Below are 22,650 nucleotides of genomic sequence, written 5' to 3'. Positions count from 1 at the left end.
GTAATTAAAGTCAAAGTACGTGCCCTTTACCGTTTAATCTTTTGTCAGTTTTGCTGAATTTTCTGCGAATTGTAAGGCATCAATAAACTCCTGCACGTTTCCACTCAATACATCCTCCAGGTTATAAACAGTAAGGCCTATCCGGTGATCCGTAACCCTACCCTGCGGATAGTTATATGTACGGATCTTGGCACTCCGGTCACCGCTACTGACAAGGCTTTTACGATGGCGTGCTATCTCATCTTCCTGTTTTCTCACCTGTTCTTCATAAAGCTTTGTACGCATCATTTGCATAGCCTTCTCACGGTTACCAAGCTGTGTTCTTTCAGTCTGGCAGATGATTACCAGTCCTGTTTTGATATGCGTCAGCATCACCTTGGTTTCTACCTTGTTTACGTTCTGGCCGCCGGCACCGCCGCTCCGCGATGTTTCCATTTTTACGTCACTGTCTCTTAATTCCACATCTACTTCTTCGGCCTCCGGCATAACTGCTACGGTAGCTGCAGATGTATGCACCCGGCCTGAAGCTTCAGTGTCTGGCACCCGTTGTACGCGATGAACTCCGCTCTCGAACTTTAGCGTGCCGTACACATCTTCCCCGGTTACTTCAATATTAACTTCTTTATAGCCACCGGCAGTACCTTCGTTTTCACTGAGCAAAGCAGTGCGCCAACCTTTCCTTTCACAATATTTCAGATACATCCTAAGCAAATCGCCTGCAAACAAACTCGCTTCATCACCACCGGTACCCGCACGGATCTCAAGGATAGCATTTTTTTCATCCTGTGGGTCCTTTGGTATCAGCAGCTGACGAATATATTTTTCCAGTTCTTCTTTTTTCTGCTCAAGTACAGGTGCTTCTGCTTTTGCCAGTTCGCGCATCTCCTCATCGTCACCGGATATGGCCTCTTTAAAAAAAGCAACATCATCGAGTATTTTTTTATAATCGTCATGTGCCTTTACAATTTTTTCAAGACTTCGATATTCCTTGCTCATCGCACTGAATCTTTTGTTGTCATTTACAACTTCGGGATTTGAAAGTGCAATACCAATATTGTCGAACCTTGCTTTTATCGCTTCCAATCTATCTAACATAGTTTTCAATTACTTTTAGGTGAACATATCGTTGGCTGTTTGCGGATGCAAAATTAAATGAAATAGGAGGATGATTTACAGAAAATTCAAGGGCGAAGCTTTATTTACCGGTCATCAATTTTTAACCGGGGGAGAGGTGCTGGTCACTGACGAAGAAGGGCGGGTGCTCGAAATAGTTGCCGGGGGTGAAATCACTGATGCGGAAACATTCAAAGGAACCATTTGTCCCGGTTTTATCAATACACATTGTCATCTTGAACTGTCATGGATGAAGGGTCTGGTACCAAGGCATTCAGGAATGATCGATTTTCTGCTGGCCGTGATGCAAACAAAACGGGCCGGTGAACAAGAGATAAAAGCAGCAATTCATTCTGCCGAAGCTCAGATGGTTAGAAGCGGTATCGTGGCGGTTGGAGATATATGTAACACCCCGGTCACAATCGATGTTAAAAAAGACCGCCTTCTCTATTACCACAATTTTGTTGAAACCATGGGTTTCGTTGATGCTGCCGCGCATCAACGGTTTGGACAAGCAGTAGATGTTTTCAACCAATTTGCCGAAATTTATCCATTACCCGTCGCCAGCAATTCAATTGTGCCACATTCACCGTATTCGGTTTCTAAAACTTTATTTGAATTGATTGTCAATTTCCCGAGAAATCAATTGCTGAGTATCCATAACCAGGAACATCCTGCTGAAAACGAATTTTTCCTGGAAGGAACCGGCGATTTTCACCGGCTTTACAAAGCAATTGGTATAGATAGCAGCTTTCATAAAGCTTCGGGAAAGACAAGTGTTCAACATTATCTCCCCTGGTTTTTGAAAAATCAGACAGTAATACTGGTGCATAATACTGAAACGGATTTGGCGGATCTTAAATTCATCAATGAGTTCCAGGATAAGGGTGTTGAAACCTGGATATGTTTTTGTCCTAATGCAAATCTTTATATAAACAATAAATTGCCCGATATTAAAAGCATATCTGAAAATACCGACAAGATCATACTTGGCACTGATAGTCTCGCTTCCAATACTAAACTTGATATATTAGAAGAGATTAAAACCATTAACGGGAATTATCCTTCGATTGCTTTGCAGGATCTTCTGCGCTGGGGAACAATCAATGGAGCAAAGGCACTTAATATCGATGATGAGGTTGGTAGTTTCGAAACGGGCAAACAGCCTGGCATAGTACATATTGAAGGACTATCAGCGTCAGGGCTTTCGAAAAATGCAAACTCTAAACGGATACTTTAACTAACACGAGACTATGTTATAGTTGGCTACGGTTGCCGTAAAGTTTTATTGATTTCTTTGTTAACCGATCACCTCCTGCAATACGGGCAATGTTTTCATTGTACCGAAATCTGAAACATGCAAAGCATAAAACGCCTGGTAAGCCTGCAGGAGTGCCCGCCGGCCTTCTTTATTGAGTTTGATCTCACTGAGTTCAGCAGGCACTTGCACTTTAAGCAACTGAGAAGTAATAAAACTTGCATTCCCGTCAACGAAATAAGGATGATGTGGAATTTCACTTACAAACTCACCCTCCTGCAAATCAAGAATAGTGCGGGAAGGGGACCAGGTGTCGCTGAAACGAAAACCGTAAAAGCTTGTAAGATGTAATGCAAAAAACAAAGGATAATTAGCCATCACTGTATCACTGCTTTCATCGAGGTGAAGAAATGCATCTTCAATAAAATAAAATAATTCAGGATTCACTTCAGGTTCCTTTAATGTTTTTTGAAGAAGCTCAACCATGAATAATGCGATAGAATTTTTGATCACATTATAGAACAGATCCTTGTATAGAAATGACCAGTGAAATTCTTTGATCCGTTGAAGATTCTTTTTGTCGTTGTGATACATTACCAATTCAAGGATTGCCGCAGGTTGAAGCAGGTTTGCCTTGCCTGATGCGGAACGCGCAGCGCTTCTCACACCGTTGATCATAAATGACTGTATGCCGAATAATTCAGTATACATGGTGGCAATCAAACTTGTTTCGCCATACTTAACCGTCCTTAATACTATTGCTTTTGTTTTGTGAAGCATGTTTTTCTTATCATCTGACAGAATTATTTTTTTATATAAACGATTTTTGCAGCCACCTGTTCTTTTGTTGATTCATCACTGATAAGTACAAGATAAACACCGGTTGAAATCTGCCTTCCCTTGTAGTCTTTACCATTCCATACTGCCTGTCCCCCAAGTGCCCTGGTCTGAAATACCAGGTTGCCATTAAGCTCTGTAATCTTAACAATCGCATTGTTTGCCAGGCCTCGGATTGCAATGGTGCCGGTGTAGGACGGAGGTACCGGATTTGGAAAAACCAAAACATTTTTCGATGTTGGAGCCGGTTCGGTGGCTGTGCTTCTGAATGAAGAGATACCCATCGAAGTAGCAATAAATACCTCGCCTGTTACGGGGTCTAGTGATATTTGCTTTACATCATCTGCAGGCAAGGGACTGTTGCTGGCAGAAAACCGGTACAATATTTTTTCTCCGTCAGCACTTAAAAGCCAAAGTCCGTTTTTTGTGCCTATCCATTTACGATTGGCCCCGTCAACTGCTATTGCCTGAACTTCCTCATCGCTGAACAGGTAACCGGCAAAATTGTCTTGCTGAACTATTGGAAGAAAGGCCTCACAACCTGCATTTGTAAACACTTCCTGGATACACCGGATAATTGCAATACCCTTTGAAGTGCCAACCCAAATGAATCCATCCTTATCCCGCGCGATGCTTAATACATTTGCTGAAGGAAGGTTTCCATTACCCTGGCCGTTACGGTACCATTTCCAAAGATCATCACCGGTGTTATCGATACTACTACCATGGTTGAAACAAATAAGTCCGTTTCCTTTAGGGGCAATTATCCATTTCTGATTAAGATCATCAATCACTATATCTGCAACGGCACTCTCAGTGACAGGAAAGGGCACCTTAAAAGAACGTGAAGCACCATCTGGTTTTTTTACAACTAAATTCTGATCCGCTCCGTAATTAGATATCCAAAGATTGTTTTCTCCGTCAAACTGGAGACCGGAAACCCGGTAACTCCCTGGCGAAAAATAAGCTTCCCTGATAAATGAATTTGTTTTGAATACCTGGGCGATACCATCATTTCCGAGATGCATCAGACCGCCGCCATACGAACCTGCCCAGATAGACTTATCTATAGGATCTATTTCGGCAGCTACTATATCCGGAAATGTATTTAGTGCAGATAAGTTTGCAGGTTGATAATTTACCCAGCCCTTTTCCAATAATATACTTATTAATCCGGGTTTATTAAGCGGCTCCCAGCCGGTTGTTACATCGCCTCCGACAGTTACCAGCTGTTGTGAAGAAATTCGCATGTCCCCAACCGCTACATCGGCCGGTGATTCAGGCGCTATGTTTGTTGGAATGATACCCGATAATACAGACAATCCCTTTAAACTATCGGCTACCCAATATTCATTATCCAGAATCAGTGACTCAACTGGTTTTGTTATGAATCCGTTAGTAATGGTTTTTTCCACAGCGCCGCTATTATTCAAAACCAATACACGCGCATTATTGTTCAATGTTTGGTTAACAAGAATTTTGTTACCAGACATTTGTATGCTGTGAATGGTCCAGCCATCGGTATAAAAAAATGACCAGCCATTAACTATAGAAGCAAAAATAGAATCACCCGAACGCATAATGAGCTTATCATCCAGGGCAATGACATCATTGACCGGGCCGGCAGGTATACCTGGTGAAGTATCTGTTTTCCAGTTACGAAAATCAGAAAGATTGGGTCCGGATAAGATAGCATACTTCAGGCCTTCCTGTGTAGCCGCATATAAGCTACCTTTAAAAACGGCCAGCGAGTAAATGTTTATTTTTTTTCCACCTGTGCCTATTATATAGGTATTCTGAATTTCATTTTTAACAGTATTCACCGCATAAATTGCCTCATTACCTGCAAGCCAGGATTGACCTGCAGCAGCATAAACCTGGTTGATTTTTTTGTCAACGATAAGCTGGCTCGAAAAGATATCAGGGATGTTACCGATCCCGTTCGCAGACAGGATATCAATATTACCGCTGTTGTACACAATGATAAGCCTGTTACCTTCTGCATCTTTACCTATTGTTCGGATGCCCGTTTCCGTTAGTCCATTAATTTTACTCAGCCTTTCTATAGTGTTATCAATAGGGTCAACCGAAAATATACTGTAAGGTGTAGCTGACCATATTTTGTTATTGATTGCCTCTATTGATATACTTTGATGATAAGGAAGGTGTTCCCTCCATTGCCCGATAGGAGGCGCGGTCTGAGCCACGGACATGATCTGGCAAATAAGAAGTAAAAACAACAGCGGAGCCGGACGCATAAATTCAAAGTTAGCCGGAAAATGATCAAAAACTTCAATTAACAATACTGTTCACAAATAGTAATCATAAATAATGTTCATATCAAATTAAACTTCCGGAATCGGGTCAAAATAAGTTTCTTTGTCGCTATCTAAGAAAGATAAAACATTGCACATGTGGGGAAATCTTGCGCGGTTTATTTTAAAGAACAGGTTAATATTATTGATCGCTTTAATGTTGGCAACCGTTTTCATGGCATATCATGCTATTAATGTTAAGTTAAGTTATGAATTTGCCAGGGCTATCCCGGTTGATAATCCAAAATACCAGGTATACCAGTCCTTTCGTCAGAAGTTTGGTGAGGATGGAAATCTTCTCGTAGTTGGTGTACAGACTGATCAATTCTTCAAAGCTCCTTTTTTCAATGGATATAGTGCGCTGGGTGAAACAATGAAAAACATTCCGGCGGTTGAAAATGTACTAAGTGTACCTACAGCCACCAACCTGGTTAAGGATTCAACCGCAGAAAAGTTAAACCCGGCAATTATTTTCAGAAAGGGGGATCTTTCGCAAGCTGAATTGGACAGTAGTGCAGCACTGTTTATGGGATTACCCTTCTACCGTGGACTGCTTTATAACCCTGAGGCGAAAACATACCTCATGGGATTAAGCATCAACAAGGAGGTAATGAATTCAAAAAAAAGAAATGAGGTTGTTGAGGCAATCGTGAAAGCGGGGGATGAGTTTGGGAAGAAATATAATGTTGAAATGCATTATAGTGGTCTGCCTCATATCCGGACAAATATGGCCACAAAGGTTGCCGCTGAAATGCAATGGTTCCTGCTCGGCTCCATTTTACTTTCGGCGGTGATCCTCCTGATATTTTTCAGAAGTTTTAGCTCAACATTACTTTCGTTGGGAGTGGTTATCATCGGTGTAATATGGAGCCTTGGAACGATTGAATTTCTTGGTTATAAAATCACTTTGCTGAATGCCCTTATTCCACCACTTGTTGTGGTTATAGGAATTCCGAATTGCATTTACTTCCTGAATAAATACCACACTTCTTTCCTTGACACTGGTGAGAAAAAGACAGCGTTGGTTGAAATGATCACCCGTATGGGAGTAGTGACTTTGTTCTGCAATATCGCAGCAGCCATAGGTTTTGGGGTATTTGCGCTTACAAAAAGCCAGATATTAAAAGAGTTCGGCGTTGTGGCCGGTTTCAACATCATAGCTTTGTTTTTTATTTCAGTTATTATTATTCCTGTTGTGCTTAGTTATCTGCCTGTACCAAAGGCCAGGCACACAAAATACCTGTATAATAAATGGTTGAGCCTTGTGCTTGACCGCCTGGAGATGTGGTGCCTCCATCATAGAGGCCTTGTTTATGGCGTAACCATAGCCGTTATCATTGTCTCAGTTGTTGGCATATTTCGTTTGCGTTCCGAAGGTTTTATTGTTGATGATTTGCCGAAGACTGATAAGATATATACTGATCTTAAATTTTTTGAAAAGAATTTCAGGGGGGTAATGCCCCTCGAGATCCTGATTGATACAAAAAGGAAAAACGGTCTGCGTAGCAAACCGTTGGAGACCTTCGCAAAAATTGATTCGCTTTCCCAATTTATCGCCTCGCAGCCTGAGATGGCGAGGCCACTATCTATTGTCGAGGGTATGAAGTTTGCGAGGCAGGCCTATTATGATGGGGATAGCTCGAATTACGGGCTTCCCAATTCATTTGATATAAGTTTTTTGGCTCAATACCTGGGTACAAGGAATGAAGACAGTTCCGCTAAGCAAAGTAATTTCTCAAGGATCGTCAACAGTTTCATGGATAGTAACAGGCAACAGGCAAGGATAAGCGTTAATATGGCCGATGTTGGCAGCAAACGTTTACCCGAGTTGCTGGATACGATTTCACAAAGAAGCAGCCAGTTATTCGACACCGCGAGATACAAGGTTCTGTTCACCGGGACTAGTGTCACTTTCCTGGAGGGAAGCGCATTTATTATTAATGGTCTCAAAGAGAGCGTGATCTGGGCATTTTTGCTGATCGCTCTTTGTATGCTGTATTTATTCAGGTCTTTCAAAATACTTATCTGCTCACTCATACCAAATATCATCCCTCTGATTATAACGGCGGGTATCATGGGTTGGGTGGGAGTGGCACTGAAGCCTTCCACGGTACTGGTTTTTTCGGTTGCACTTGGAATTTCAATTGATATAACCATTCGTTTCCTGGTAAATTACAAGCAGGATCTTCAGCGAAGCTCCAAACCGGCCAGAGAGATAGTGATCGAGACCATCCATAAAACCGGGATCAGTATCATTTATACATCCCTTGTATTGATAGCGGGTTTTGTAATTTTTTGTTTTAGCGGTTTCGGCGGTACCCAGGCGCTCGGGTGGCTCACTTCATTAACCCTGGTGCTGGCCACGCTGACCAACCTGGTCTTTCTTCCCGTTCTGTTACTGGGGCTTGAAAAAAGAAAGGATCGCGACAAATAATATCATTGACCGCGATTCTTACCAACTAACGCATATGCCAACCAGCGGACATAAGCATTGGTTAGTTCTGAGTGTATCCGGCCCGGATGCCGATTGGTTATGATGGTATTAGGAATACTTTTGATTTGAAGCAGCATTTTTTTTGCATTGTATGTCTGAAGATTGAAGCTGATTTATCAGCGAACGATTGATCTTCTTTTCTAAATCCAAACAGACATATGAGAAAATCCATTTTGCTCTTCGTGGGCCTCGTCCTGTTTTCCTTGCAATTACTTGCTCAATCCCGCCAGATTACCGGCAAGGTTACCGATCAGAGTGGTAACGCAATTCCAAATGCCTCGATATTGGTAAAAGGAACACAAACCGGAACTGTTACCGATCCTGAAGGTTCATATAGCTTAAATGTTCCTCCGACCGCAAAAACGCTTGTTATTTCTTCGGTGGGGCAGACGGAAACCGAAATCAATATCGGAAATCAGACCAAGATAGATGTAACGCTTAAGCCCGCCGGCGATTTGTCTGAAGTTGTTGTGGTGGGTTATCAGACCTTGAAAAAATCCGAGGTTACCGGGGCCGTAGCGAAAGTGAGCGGCGAAGAAATTGCCCAGAAACCTATTGGATCTTTTACCCAGCTAATACAAGGTAAAGCTCCCGGAGTACAGGTTACGGGCCAGAGCGGACGACCGGGGCAGAATGGCTATATCCGGGTCAGGGGAACCGGTTCCATCAACGCTTCAAACGAGCCGCTGATTATTCTTGACGGCATCTATATAAATACGGTCTCTTATAACATGTTAAACCCTAATGATATCGAAGATATCAGCATTCTGAAAGACGCATCTTCCCAGGCAATTTATGGATCCAGGGCCGCTAACGGGGTAATTGTTATCACAACAAAAAAAGGCAAAGGCAAACCTGAACTCAGGTATTCCTTCCAGTACGGCGAATCAAAAGCGCTTGACCCGAAAAATGTGAGGTTGATGAACAGTCGTGAAAAACTTGAATATGAGTTCCAGGGGAATTATACAAACCCTATACTGGATTCTATGATTGATAACCGGATAGCGACCTCAGTATTCCCGGCAGGATCAACACTTGGAAGTCTCACCGAAGCGCAAAGACTGGGATTATGGAGCCTGGCGGAAAGTCGCGGCGCGGGTGACTGGTCAAAGGTATTGCTTGTGAAAGGTATGATACAGAAACATGAGGTTTCCCTTTCAGGTTCAGGCGACAAATTCAGGTATTATCTTTCCATGAGTAAGGAAAACAATGACGGTGTTGTTTACGGCTCTTACTGGAACAAAACCGGGGGGCGAATGAATATTGAATACAGCGCACTGGATTGGCTCAAAGTCGGGTCCAATCTTGGATTGACTTACACAACGGAAAACCAGGTGCGCGAACCGTTTAATACACAGAACAGTTATGCGGCAAGCTTCCTTTACAATCCTTATGAGCCCGTTTATAACGAGGATGGCAGTTTCAATAATACATTCCAGGGATTTTCTTCTTTAGAAGGCACAACGAACAATCCGCAAGTCTTTGATAGAATTTCATCATTTGCTACCCTGTTTGCCGAAGCGAAATTTTTTAAACATCTCACTCTAAAAACACAGTTAGGTATAAATTACTCGACCTTCAAAGAAGAATACTACATAAAGCCTGGATCAAACCTGGCTTCAATTCTTGGTTATAACCAGAAGCGTGATGGCGGGAACCAGGACTTTATTTATGTTTTCACAAATACTGCCCAATGGCAACAAACCTTTGCAGAGAAACATTCCTTGAATGCAATCATTGGTACAGAATTTAATAAAGACAAGTTTTATAGTTATTCTTTAACCGGTAGGAATTTTCCGACCGCATCAGTGAATACACTTGATAATTCGGCTACCCCTGTTCAGGCAACAACCAGCCGTACTGACTGGTCGTTGCTTTCTTATTTCGGTAACGTAGCTTATAATTATAATCAAAGATATTACCTGAGTGCAAGTGTGAGAAGAGATGGCTCTTCCCGTTTCGGAAAAAACCAGCAGTTTGCTAATTTCTGGGGTGTCGGTGCTTCATGGAACGTTCTAAATGAAAGTTTCATGAAAGACGTAAGGGTGATCAGTAGCTTAAGAATAAAAGCTTCTGTTGGAACTGCAGGTACAGTACCAACAGGCTTGTATGATAACCTTGGCGTTTATAGCCTTGCAAGCAATTACAATGGTTTGCCAGCGGCTGTTCCTTTAAGACTTGAAAATCCTGACCTTACCTGGGAAGAAAATAAAAACTATGATATAGGCCTCGAATTCGGAGTATTGAATGACAGGCTTACCGGTACTTTTGATTATTATCACAGGAAAACCAATAACCTGATTTATCCAAAGAATGTTTCGACTACTACCGGTTTTACCAGTTTCACCAGTAATGTCGGTAACCTTGAAAACAAAGGATTTGAAATTTCCCTTGCCGGAGATATAATCAAGAAAAAAGACTTTACCTGGAGCTTATTTGCGAACTACACAAACAATGATAATAAGGTTCTTAAACTGTATTCAGACAATGTTCCTCAAACCTTATCGAGATTAAAAGAGGGCGAACCTTTGTTTACTTATTTTATGGTTCGTTGGGCAGGGGTGAATCCACAGAACGGTAAAAATCAGTTCTATAATATAGATAATACCATCAGCGAAACTTATCGTTCAAGCCAGGCGGTATTACTGGAAGGAAAATCACCGCTGGTCAAATGGTATGGGGCTTTTGGTACAAATGTTAGTTATAAAGGCATTGATCTCGCAGTGCAGTTTTATTATTCAGGTGGCAACTACATAATGAATTATCAATACCAGACAAATGCCAGTGAGGGAGAAAATATTAACATTGTCCAGTTTACAAATGCATTTGACTACTGGAAAAAACAAGGAGATGTGGTGGCTAATGCAAATCTCAACGATTTAAGCCAGCGGGTTACTTTCGATACAGACAAATATCTTGAGAAGGGTGACTATATCACTTTGCGTGATGTTACACTCGCTTATAATCTGCCCGCAGATATAGTAAGCAAAGCAAAGATGAAAGGTCTCAGGGTTTATGTACAGGGCACTAATTTATGGTTGGGAACAAAATTCCGGGGACTACCCGAGATAGGGCTCTCAAACAGTGAATCAACTTTTGTGGTACCCGGTCTTTACAATTTATATGGCTATCCTCAGATTCGCGCTGTAACATTTGGTGTTGATGTAAGATTTTAGTTCCACATTAAATTCAAAAATCATGAAAACATATAAACTTCTTATAGTGCTGGGAATGATTGGAATGGCTTCGTGTAATAAAGATGAACTAGATCTTTTCCCTTACAACCAGGTTGAGACTTCACAGGCTTTTAACACAGAGGCGGATATTACGCTGGCTGTAAATGGAATGTATACTGGCTTACGGACTACAAATACATATTATGTAAATGGCACCTGGAACATTGTTGCAGATGCATTAGCCGATAATATTATTATCAATCAAACCGGGAGACTTACATTAAAAACTTTTGGTGAATGGCGCTATACAGGCGAAGACACATATCTTTTATTTAATGGTGGTTACACCATAGTGCGCCGGGCGAATGCTATTCTTGAAAACATCGAGAAATTTCCTGACGGAGCTTTCAAAGACAATGCAAAAGGCGAGGCCCTGGCCATCAGGGCTTTGGTTTACTTCGATATGTCACGTGTGTATAGTAAGACTTATCTGAATGCTACAGATAGCGATTCTACTTTACCTTATGTAGTTTCGACTGAAGCAGATATTACTCCGGGAAGAGAATCCGTGAAAAGTTTTTATGAAAAAGTAATTGCTGACCTTGTACAGGCGCAGCCATTGATTGCAGAAAGTAATGGTGTGGGTAGATTTAAAAAGACCGCAGTGGCAGGATTACTTTCGAGGGTGTATTTATATAAAGGAGATTGGGCTAATGCCATTCAATCAGCAAATGCGGCATTAGGAACTTCACCCGTACTTCCAAATATTACTGCCTTTCCAAATGTCTGGAAAGATGCTACTGAAGATGGTGTGTTGTTTAAAGTAAAAAATACAAATATTGATAACCTGAACGCACAGGGTGTTAATTACTACCAGGCAGTTACTGGTGGTATCAAATCAGAATATGTTGTTGAATATAATTTTAAACAGCTATTCCTTTCAAATGATGTTCGCGCCAGCACTTATATTTCAACGAGTGCCTACAACGGCGTTCCTTATAACCATGTTGTGAAATATGCGGGAAGAACAGGCTCGCCGGCAGGTGTTGTTGATGCAAAAGTGCTCAGAACAGCGGAGGTTATATTGAATCGTGCAGAATCTTATTACAGGAATAACAATGAGCCTGCTGCCCTTGTAGACCTAAACCTGTTGAAAGCAAACCGCTATACCGGTCATGTAAACGTGGTATTGTCAGGAGCTGCTTTGTTAAACGAAATCCTGAAAGAAAGACGACTTGAGCTGGCTTTCGAGGGCGATAGATTCTGGGATATCAAAAGGCGCAATGCTTCCGTGGTGAGAGATGGAACCAGGGGTGATAAAGCTGATGGTACGGGTTCGCCATATGTGTTCACAACTTTAAATGCAGGTGATACTAAATTTCAACTTCCGTTCCCGCAAGCGGAAATAAATTTTAATACAAATTTGAAACAGAATCCGGGATATTGACGGTTAATGCAAAGTCGTTTCACATACAATGTCAAAAGCTGTCGTAATGGACAGCTTTTTCAGTGATAAGGCAGAAGCTTCCCGATATTATGCAAATAACCTTAATGTGTTGGAAAATGTCCGATATCGATCATTTGTTGACCGGATTGTAAAATATATGTTCATGTTGTCCGGTAAATCTTCGTCGAATTTTACAGGGAAAATTTAATAAGGGATGTAATAAATTCATTTCTATTGATTAATATTGGATTGCTAATTACAAACAAGTTATACAAATAAATATGTATTTAACGGATTTGTAAGTATGCAACAAATCCAACACCATTGTTATATTTGCCGGCCATTGCAAAATGGAGTGCATTCAATCTGCTTTTCTTACCAAAACTAACACACACATGCGTAAACTCATGCTGCTTTTTGCGGGGCTATTACTGTTTTATGGACAGATCTTTGCCCAGACCCGGACCATTACCGGGAAACTTACCGACCAAAGTGATAAACCTATTAGTGGTGCTTCTATCCAGATAAAAGGGAGCACCAGTGGAACCACAAGTGCACTTGATGGTACTTTCTCGTTAACTATACCAGGCACAGCCAGGACGCTCGTCATTACTTCTGTTGGGTATGCACCGGTGGAACATGCACTCGGAAGAGGAAATACAGTGACCATCTCATTAAAAACGCAGGATGAGGCGCTTGATGAGGTGGTAGTTGTTGCTTATGGTACCGTTAAAAAAAGCGAGTATACCGGGTCTGCGGCGCAGATAAATGCAGATGATATTACAAACCGTCCCATTTCGAATGTGACAAATGCTCTGGTAGGTTCTGCACCAGGTATTCAAACTTCAACAGCCGGCGGACAGCCAGGATCAGGTCCTGAAATCAGACTAAGAGGATTCAGTTCCATCTCTGCAAGCAGCAGTCCGTTGATCGTAGTTGATGGCGTTGTTTATGATGGAGGACTTGGTAACATCAATCCTGACGATGTGGAAAGCATTTCAACACTGAAAGATGCATCGACTACAGCTCTTTACGGATCACGTGGCGCAAATGGGGTTATTATGATAACCACCAAAAAAGGTAAGAGAAACCGTAGTCAGATTCAATTCAAGGTTACTCAGGGTATCACCCAGCGTGCTCTTCCTGAATACGACAGGGTTGATGCCTTTCAATATTATCCATTGATGTGGGAAGCTTATCGCAACTCTCTTGCTTATGCAACTACGCCAATACCAATGGCCGATGCAAGCCGCCTTGCTTCTGGTTTATATCCAAGATTTACTACCGGAAGTAATGCAGGACGTCAAAATTATAATGGCGCCGCTTACAGCGATATCAAACAACTGCTCGGATATAATCCTTTTAACGTAGCTGACAATGCAATTGTAAATCCTGATGGTACGCTCAACTCAGGTGCAACTCTCCTCTATGGCGATGATCTTGACTGGGCTGACCAGGCAACCCGGCAGGGAAGCCGCGGTGAATATGGCTTAAGTTATAGCGGCGGAGGAGACAAGTCTGATTATTTCGGTTCATTTTCTTATTCCGATGAGAAAGGCTTTGCAAACAAATCTGATTTCAAACGATTCTCAGGAAGGGTTAACGTTAACGTACAACCGATCAGCTGGTTCAAGACAGGATTTAATATTTCAGGGTCCTTTGTTAATTCAAACCGGGCTGCAACCGGTGGTATCGTAAATCCGTTTTACTTTTCCAGGTACATTGCGCCGATTTACCCGGTTTATGCTCATAATCCAACAACCGGAGAGTACCTGCTTGATGCTGCGGGCAAACAGTTTTATGACTATGGAAGTCTTACCCAGCTTGGTTTGCCTTCCAGGCCATATAATACGGGCCGGCATACTATTGCGGAAAACCTCTGGAACCAGGATTATCTTAAAAGGAATATCATAAGTGCAAGAACTTTCGGAGAAATAGGTTTTACTGATTATCTGAAGTTTACCACAAATATCAGTGTTGATATCCAGGACTACCTTATAATGGGTTATGACAACAAACTTGTTGGTGATGGTGCACCCGGTGGTAGGGCAGACCGTGAAAATGAGAAAATCACATCATATACTTTCAACCAGTTATTGAACTTCAACAAAAAATTCGGCGAACACAATGTTTCTGCATTGCTGGGGCATGAGAATTATGACTATACAGAAAATAGCCTATATGGATTCAAGCAGGGCCAGATCGTTGATGGTGTGACTGAACTCCCGAATTTTGCAACCATAAACAGTACTACTTCGAACGAAGAAAAATCAAAGATCGAAAGTTATTTCTCTCGTCTCGGTTATGACTATAGTGGGAAATATTTTGTAACCGGAACATTAAGACGTGATGGAAACTCTAAGTTCTCCAAACTGGTACGTTGGGATAATTTTTGGTCAGTTGGTGCTGCCTGGAGGCTCGACAAAGAAGCTTTCTTCAATGCACCATGGGCGGAACTGGTAAAGCTCAGGGCTTCCTACGGTAAAGTAGGTAATGATGCCGGTATCGGTAATTTTCCATACCAGGCGTTGTATACCCTTGGTCGTAATAATGCACTTGAACCAGGTTTAACACTTGGTGGCCTGCCAAACGATTCTTTAACATGGGAAACATCAAAAAGTGTTGATGTTGGTGTTGACTTTGCATTATTTAAAAACAGGATCTCGGGTAGCGTTGAATATTTTTACCGTGAAACGGATGGATTAATTTTTGACGTACCACAGCCCTTGTCTAATGGAGGAACCACCGGAGGTGCATTAACAATTACCCAAAACATCGGTAGTCTTTGGAATAAAGGACTTGAGGTGCAGTTGAATGGTGACATAATCCGCAGTAAAAACTTTACCTGGAACATGAACATCAATTTCACGACGTTCAAGAACCGTATCACCAAGATGCCGCAGGGAAGAAAGGAAATTATTGATGGCACCAAGAAGCTGATGGAAGGTCAATCTATTTATGACTTCTGGCTTCGCCATTATTATGGGGTAGATCCAACAGATGGGGCGGCGCTTTATGCATATAATACATACAACGCAGCAAATAGCCGGATCCTGGACAATGGTAAGGGTGGTAAGGATACTGTCACTACAGATATTAACAATGCGAAGTTTTTTTACACTGGCACATCTGCTATTCCTGATTTTTATGGAAGTGTAGCAAATACATTCAGCTATAAAGGCTTTGATCTTACTTTCGTTTTGACATACCAGGTTGGCGGACAGGTATATGATGGTTCATATGCTGGTCTTATGCACTCTGGCACTTATGGTAGTGGTTTGCATACCGATATGCTTGGACGCTGGACCAAGCCTGGAGACATTACCAATGTTCCAAGATTGGATAATAGCAAAATCACAATATACGGAGCTCAGTCTGACAGATGGTTGACCAGTGCTTCTTATGTGAGTATCAATAATGTAAACCTTGGATATAATTTTCCTGCAAAATGGCTGTCAAACATTAAAGCAACCGGTGCCAGAATTTACCTGAGTGCTGAGAATGTTTACTTTTTCTCAAAAAGAAAAGGGATGAATGTGAATGGTAATTTCAGCGGTACAACCGGCGACACTTACAATGCCGCCCGGGTCCTGACTGCAGGTATCAACTTTAATTTCTAAAAGTTATAGCAATGAGAAACATAACAAAATATATTACTGCTTTGGTTGTGATGGTGCTTGGCGCAACTTCATGCAGCAAAGAATATCTTGAAACTGCACCAACAAACGAAACGGCGGTCGCAACTGTTTTTACAACAACTACCAATGCTTTTGCTGCCTTGAACGGTATGCACAGGTACATGTATAGTCAGTGGTTTGGCCAACAGGACCAGGGAGGACAGAGCGGTAACATGCTGTATATGGATGTGATGGGTGAGGACCTTGTAATGACTGCCCAGTCTAATGGTTGGTTAATTTCAACTTACAAATGGCAAACTCATCGTAATGCAAACAGTAGTGTAAGCTCCTATAACTACCTGTTTTATTATGCGATGATTGGTAATGCTAATCTGATTCTTGCCAACATCGATAACGTGGAAGGACCTGAAGCTGAGAAAAAACTGATCAAAGGACAAGCGCTTGCCTATCGCGGTTGGGCTTATTTTCAAATGATTCAATTGTTTGGTAAACGATTTGATAAGGCAAATGCAAATGCTTATCCAGGCGTACCAATCGTTCTTACACCCCAGACTACTGCAACGCCAAGATCTACAGTTGCAGAAGTTTACACTCAGATTAATAAGGATCTGGATGAAGCTATCGTTCAACTTGCAGGATACACCCGTTCAAACAAAAGTCACATCAATATAAATGTTGCGAAGGGCTTCAAAGCACGAGTAGCGCTAGCTCAGCAAGAGTGGGCAACTGCAGCAACAATGGCTGCTGAAGCAAGGCAAGGTGTGACCTTAATGACTAATGCACAGTATATGGCCGGATTCAACGATTATACCAATCCGGAATGGCTTTGGGGTTCACGCCAGCAAGCTGATCAAACAACATTCTTCTATTCGTTTTTTGCTTATATGTCTGCAAACTTTGGATCAACAAATATCAGGGGTAATCCTAAAGCAATCAATTCAAAGCTTTACAGCATGATCAGGTCAACAGATGTAAGAAAGCAACTCTGGGATTCAACAGGTACTAATACTGCTTTTCCAATTCCGTTAAGTCCTGCAGGTATTCGCAAACCTTATATGAACCGTAAATTCCTTTCCGGGGGTGGCGAAGCAAGCAGTATCGGCGATGTACCTTTGATGAGAGCTGCTGAAATGTATCTTATCGAAGCAGAAGCAAAAGCGAGAATGGGTGGACAGGATGCCGCAGCTGCTGCAACTCTTTACACACTGGCTCGTCTGAGAGATCCTTCATACGTTATGTCGACCAACACCGGTGTGGCACTGATCAATGAAATCATGACTCAACGCAGAATAGAACTTTGGGGCGAAGGGTTCAGATTTTATGATCTGAAACGTACAAACGGTCCGCTTGACAGAACAGGTGCAAACCATGACGGAGGTCTTACCGGCGGATTGTTTAATGTCCCGGCAGGTGATATCCAATGGGAGTTCCTGATCCCACAGGCAGAGATCAACAATACAAATGGAGTTGTAATTCAGAATCCCCTATAAAAATCAAAATATAAATGGAAGGGCTGCTTCAATCTATTGAAGTGGCCCTTTTTTATGCAAGTGCCTTTCATGTTAAAAAAACAAAATGATAAGATAAATATATTATTATGTCTGTTAACATTAAATCTGAGATTTAATCCTGCTTTAATAGTTTGCTTAAATTCTATATATAATTAAAATAAAATCTAAAGAACGAACTCGACAAGTTGGTTAAAACTTATTGAAATATGTTGAAAAAACAGCATTGAATTTTTTCTAATGAATATCGCTGAGTTATAAATAATTTCTAACGCCGACAGGGACACTCATTTTGATTCTGGAAAAACCTTGGCTCTAGTCAACTTCTTTTAATAAATCTTTTATGTGCGTTCATTTATGCAGCATGTGATATAAATTTGGTGTCCACATCAGGCACTAACAGTCTGATCAAAACGAAAATAAACTACACTGCACATGAGAAAAATGCTTGGAATTTTCCTGGGCTTGCTATTGGCTACTACGCAATTGCTGGCCCAGAACCGAACCCTTTCTGGAAAAGTCACCTCTTCGGATGGCTCTCCAATCCCAAATGTTTCTGTTTTAGTTAAAGGGACAAACATCGGTACAACTACAACTACCGATGGTTCATATTCACTATCTGCACCAGAAGGTGCAAAAACATTAATCTTTTCATCTGTTGGATTAATTCAACAGGAAATCAGTATCGGTAATAAACAAACTATCGATGCCGCCTTAAAGACTTCAGACGAAGCTCTGCAAGAAGTTGTTGTTGTCGGATATGGCACACAACGTCGCGGCGAATTCACAGGTTCTGTTGCCAGCGTAAAAGGTGCGGTTATTGCACAAAAACCTGTTCAGAGCTTTGAACAGGCACTTGGCGGACGTGCTGCGGGTGTTCAAATCACTGTTCCAAATGGTGTTGTGAATAATCCTCCGGTATTCCGTGTTCGGGGAACAAACTCAATCTCACTGAGTTCTTATCCATTAATAGTTATTGATGGGGTTCCAACCTATACAGGTGATATTGGCGGTACAAATGCTCCAACAAATCCACTGGCAAGTATCAACCCAAATGATATCGAGAGTATTGATATCGCAAAGGATGCTGCAGCTACATCGATCTACGGTAGCCGCGCTGCAAACGGCGTTGTATTTGTGACAACGAAGAAAGGTAAAGCGGGAAAAACCAAGATCACTTATGATGGCTGGGCTTCATGGAGTAACCCAATCAGGCTTGTTGATGTGCTTGACGGCGCTCAGTACACAGCTTATAAGAATCAGGCATTGAGAAATTCAAATCTGTATAACGACAATGCAGCGGATGCAGTTGCAGATATGTATTTTAAACAAGCTACCGGGCCGAACGGACAACCAGTTAATACAAATTGGTACGATGAGGTTTATCGCACAGGTTTTTCGCATAACCATTCGATCAGCGTTTCAGGTGCTAACGAATCTACCAGTTATTATTTCGGAGCTGGTTATACAAACCAGGAAGGTATTCTGAAAAGAAACGATTTCAAACGTCAGAATATATTATTTAACGTAGATAGCCGTTTGAATAAAGTATTAACTGTTGGTGGTAAGATAGCTTTTTCAAACGAACTTAATATAGCGAACGGACCAACTGGCGGGCTTTCAGGTGAAGGCTTTACTGTGGCAGGTCTCGGAAGAACTGCAGTTGTTAATTCGCCGAATGTTTCGCCATATAACAATGATGGCAGCTACAACATCGGTTCTCAGTATATCGGGGTTCAGGACAATGTGGGTATTTCCCAGGTTGGTTTCTATAACCCGGTTCCATTGCTCGATCTGAACAGGTCTGATAATGAAAACAATCACCTCCAGGCCAACATCTATGTACAGGTGAAACCTTTCTCCTGGCTTACATTGAAATCCTTGTATGGTGTTGATAACATTTACCTGGATAATGAGTCGTTCCAGACGCCAGTTCATGGCGATGGCAGAACTGCAGTTGGTAGTGCAACAAGCAGTTACACCAAACCTAAAACCTGGTTGTGGACCAACACCGCTCAATTTAACTATGACTTTAATACGGTCCATAGCATGAGTTTGCTTGTTGGTAGCGAGCAACAAAGAAGAACAAGTAAAGGATTTGGTCTGAACCGCCAGGGATTATCTGATCCTCAGTTCGACATCATTCAGGCCGGTTATAACCTGAATAACAGTTCCGGTCTTGTGTTCGGAGAAAATTATATGTTGTCTGGTTTTGGACGACTGAACTATAATTACGATAAGCGATACTATGTTTCTGGAAATATCCGCCAGGATGAATACTCCGGCCTTGGTAAAAAGAAAGGTACATTCTGGGGTGCATCATTAGCCTGGGAAGTAACAAACGAAAAATTCTGGGAATCTACCGGGCTTAATAACATTTTAAGCAGCCTCAAAGTAAGAGGTAGCTACGGTAAAGTCGGAAACATCGGTGGTATTGGAAACTATGAATCATATTCGACTTACACTACCAGTTTATATGGTGGTATACCAACACTTGGCTTAGGTGCTATCGGTAATCCAACACTTGCCTGGGAAACCAGCACCAAAACTGATGTGGGATTATCTTTCGGTGTTTTGAATGACAAAATCACATTTGATGTAGCCTACTATCATAATGATATTGATAACCTCATTCTCGGGGTAACTCAGGCGCCTTCCACCGGCTTAGGTAGTATTAATTCCAATGTAGGCAGAATGTACAACAAAGGATTGGAGTTGGTTCTGAATGCAACACCAATTGAGAGTAAAGACTTCTCATGGACTACCTCATTTAATATATCATTTAATAAAAACGAGGTAACATCTCTTGCTCCGGGATTAGATGAGTTGCCTTTTTCAACTTCCGGTAACGAACTTACCAATAAAACGCTGCCCGGTTATTCTCTCGGTCAATTGTTTGTAGTAAGAACAGGTGGCGTGGATCCTGCAACAGGAAGAAGGATTTTTTATACAAAAGACGGATCTCCGGTTCTCTATCAGCACTATGTAGCACCTGGTTCCGGTCAATTCAACTGGAGCAATCCTGATGGAACATCACATGTGCCAATTACCCAGGCTGCTGACGGTATTATATATGCGCCTACTCAACCAAAATCTTATGGTGGCTGGGATAATACATTCCGGTACAAAGGGTTTGAATTGAATGCACTTATTACTTATCAGACCGGTTTCTATCTCTACTATGGAACACAGGCCGGTTTGAGAGATCAGCGTTACTGGAACAACGAAGTCGGAGTTTTAACTGCATGGCAGAAACCAGGCGACGTAAGTAAATTTCCTAAGCCTTATTATAATGACAACGTTTCAAATGGCAGCACAATGCCAATCTCTGAAAACGTTGTTAAGGGAGATTTCCTGAAACTCAGGAACCTTACGCTTTCATACACCCTGCCAGCCGGCCTTACCAAAAAAGTAGGTATGACTAATGGAAGGTTTTATGTAAGTGCTCAGAATCTTGCAATGATTACAAATTATCCAGGTTCAGATCCGGAAACATCAACAAATGGTGGTGAAAACTCCGGCCAGGGTGTTGACCGTAATAATGTGGCAAATGCAAGAATACTTACGGTTGGTCTGAATGTTGGGTTTTAAATTCTATGATTATTAAAGAAATTACAATGAGAAATAAGATCTATGCAATTTTCTTCGGCTTGATTCTAACTTCAGCCGGAGCCTGCAAGCGGGAATTATTGAATCCTGTTCCAGAAACATCAGTAAGTGATGTTACCGCATTCGATACACCTGATCGGGTATTAAGCCAGGTAAATGGCTTGTATGCACAACTAAAAGGTGGCAAATTCTATGGTGGCCGCTATGTTGTTTACAATGACGTGAGAGGTGAAGACTTTACCAATGTCACCAACAACAATATCACCGCGGCAGATTTGTGGAGTTTTTCAATCAACGGTAGTTCTGCCACTATCATGGATACCTGGGCCAGGGCCTACTCAACTATTAATCAATGTAACCTGTTTCTTGAAGGCATGGCCGAAACCGGAACAGCAGTAGTGGGAGAAGCAAAAGCTAAAAATTATTTAGCCGAAGCAAAGTTTATCCGTGGCTTAAGCTACTATAGTCTTCTTCAGCTTTTTGCCAAACCTTATTGGGATGGCAACGGAAGTCAACCCGGACTTCCACTTCGATTAACAGGAATTAAAGGACCTGGTTCTTCGGATCTGGTAAGAAGTACTGTAGCGGAAGTTTACGCCCAGGTTATTGCTGATCTGAATTCGGCTGAGACAGATTTACCTTTAACTTACCCAACAGGTGCTACACAGGCATTTACCAACACAACCCGTGCACATAGGAATACGGCAATTGCTTTGAAGACCCGTGTATATCTGAGCATGAGAAAATATGCTGAAGTTATCACCGAGGCAAACAAAATTGTTCCGGCAACTGCACCATTTAAAGCTGCGACAGGTATTGCTCATGAACTCCAGGCCGATATTACAAATGTCTTTAAAACGCCATACACTACATCAGAATCTATTATGTCTATGCCGTTTACCACAGACAGTCGTGACGTATCCGGTACTCAAAATCAACTTGGTACTTATTTTTACAACAATGGCTCAGTTGGTTCTGCGGAATTCATGTTGGCTGTTGATGGTATCATCACTGATGCAGGTTGGAAAACTACTGACAAAAGAAGAAGCTTTGTTTATACAAACGCAACTACCAGCCGTAAGTATCTTTCGAAGTATACCCAGCCTTCACCTTATACAGACTATGTACCAGTAATAAGATATGCTGAGGTTCTTTTGAATCTTGCTGAAGCAAAAGTGAGAACAACCAATACAGTCGATGCTCAGGCTATTGCTTTACTGAATGCTGTTCGGGGTCGTTCAGATGCAACAACTGT

11 protein-coding genes are annotated in these 22,650 nt (G+C 41.8%); 8 read left to right on the top strand and 3 right to left on the bottom strand.

The window, feature by feature from the left end:
- Positions 1-33: 33 nt before the first annotated feature.
- Complete coding sequence (gene prfA / locus VK664_RS11495; protein WP_461398803.1) at positions 34-1,095, bottom strand: peptide chain release factor 1; 1,062 nt, start codon at positions 1,093-1,095, stop codon at positions 34-36.
- A 70-nt stretch (positions 1,096-1,165) separates the two neighbouring features.
- On the opposite strand from prfA, the gene VK664_RS11490 reads away from it, so the two are divergent.
- Positions 1,166-2,353 (top strand): amidohydrolase family protein, encoded by a 1,188-nt coding sequence (locus VK664_RS11490; protein ID WP_461398802.1) that lies wholly within the window; start codon positions 1,166-1,168, stop codon positions 2,351-2,353.
- 60 nt (positions 2,354-2,413) lie between these two features.
- On the opposite strand, the gene recO is transcribed toward VK664_RS11490, so the two are convergent.
- Together recO and porZ are read right to left on the bottom strand one after the other, a co-directional pair.
- Positions 2,414-3,151 carry a DNA repair protein RecO gene (recO, locus tag VK664_RS11485; protein ID WP_461398801.1) on the bottom strand — a complete coding sequence of 246 codons (738 nt, stop codon included), beginning with the start codon at positions 3,149-3,151 and terminating at the stop codon, positions 2,414-2,416.
- 23 nt (positions 3,152-3,174) lie between these two features.
- Positions 3,175-5,466 (bottom strand): type IX secretion system anionic LPS delivery protein PorZ, encoded by a 2,292-nt coding sequence (gene porZ / locus VK664_RS11480; protein ID WP_461398800.1) that lies wholly within the window; start codon positions 5,464-5,466, stop codon positions 3,175-3,177.
- A gap of 154 nt (positions 5,467-5,620) precedes the next feature.
- Between porZ and VK664_RS11475 the strand changes: the two genes are divergently transcribed.
- The 7 genes from VK664_RS11475 to VK664_RS11445 all read left to right on the top strand — a co-directional run.
- Complete coding sequence (locus VK664_RS11475) at positions 5,621-7,957, top strand: efflux RND transporter permease subunit (protein ID WP_461398799.1); 2,337 nt, start codon at positions 5,621-5,623, stop codon at positions 7,955-7,957.
- A gap of 218 nt (positions 7,958-8,175) precedes the next feature.
- The gene (locus VK664_RS11470) at positions 8,176-11,193 is read left to right on the top strand and encodes a SusC/RagA family TonB-linked outer membrane protein (protein WP_461398798.1); all 3,018 of its coding nucleotides are present in this window, start codon (positions 8,176-8,178) and stop codon (positions 11,191-11,193) included.
- Between the two features lie 22 nt (positions 11,194-11,215).
- Positions 11,216-12,640, top strand: a complete 1,425-nt coding sequence (locus VK664_RS11465) for a RagB/SusD family nutrient uptake outer membrane protein (RefSeq protein WP_461398797.1) — start codon at positions 11,216-11,218, stop codon at positions 12,638-12,640.
- A 395-nt stretch (positions 12,641-13,035) separates the two neighbouring features.
- Complete coding sequence (locus VK664_RS11460; protein ID WP_461398796.1) at positions 13,036-16,260, top strand: SusC/RagA family TonB-linked outer membrane protein; 3,225 nt, start codon at positions 13,036-13,038, stop codon at positions 16,258-16,260.
- An 11-nt stretch (positions 16,261-16,271) separates the two neighbouring features.
- Positions 16,272-17,768 carry a RagB/SusD family nutrient uptake outer membrane protein gene (locus VK664_RS11455; protein ID WP_461398795.1) on the top strand — a complete coding sequence of 499 codons (1,497 nt, stop codon included), beginning with the start codon at positions 16,272-16,274 and terminating at the stop codon, positions 17,766-17,768.
- A 453-nt stretch (positions 17,769-18,221) separates the two neighbouring features.
- Positions 18,222-21,377: a SusC/RagA family TonB-linked outer membrane protein gene (locus VK664_RS11450; protein ID WP_461398794.1), complete on the top strand. Its 3,156-nt coding sequence runs from the start codon at positions 18,222-18,224 to the stop codon at positions 21,375-21,377.
- Positions 21,378-21,403: 26 nt separating this feature from the next.
- Positions 21,404-22,650: RagB/SusD family nutrient uptake outer membrane protein (locus tag VK664_RS11445; RefSeq protein ID WP_461398793.1), on the top strand; the 1,247-nt coding region annotated here is incomplete at its 3' end.

Source organism: Flavitalea sp., from assembly GCF_035489435.1.
Classification (GTDB): Bacteria; Bacteroidota; Bacteroidia; order Chitinophagales; family Chitinophagaceae; genus DATHKG01.
The sequence above is the reverse complement of the archived record's forward strand: the minus strand, read 5'-3'. Positions and strand labels throughout refer to the sequence as shown.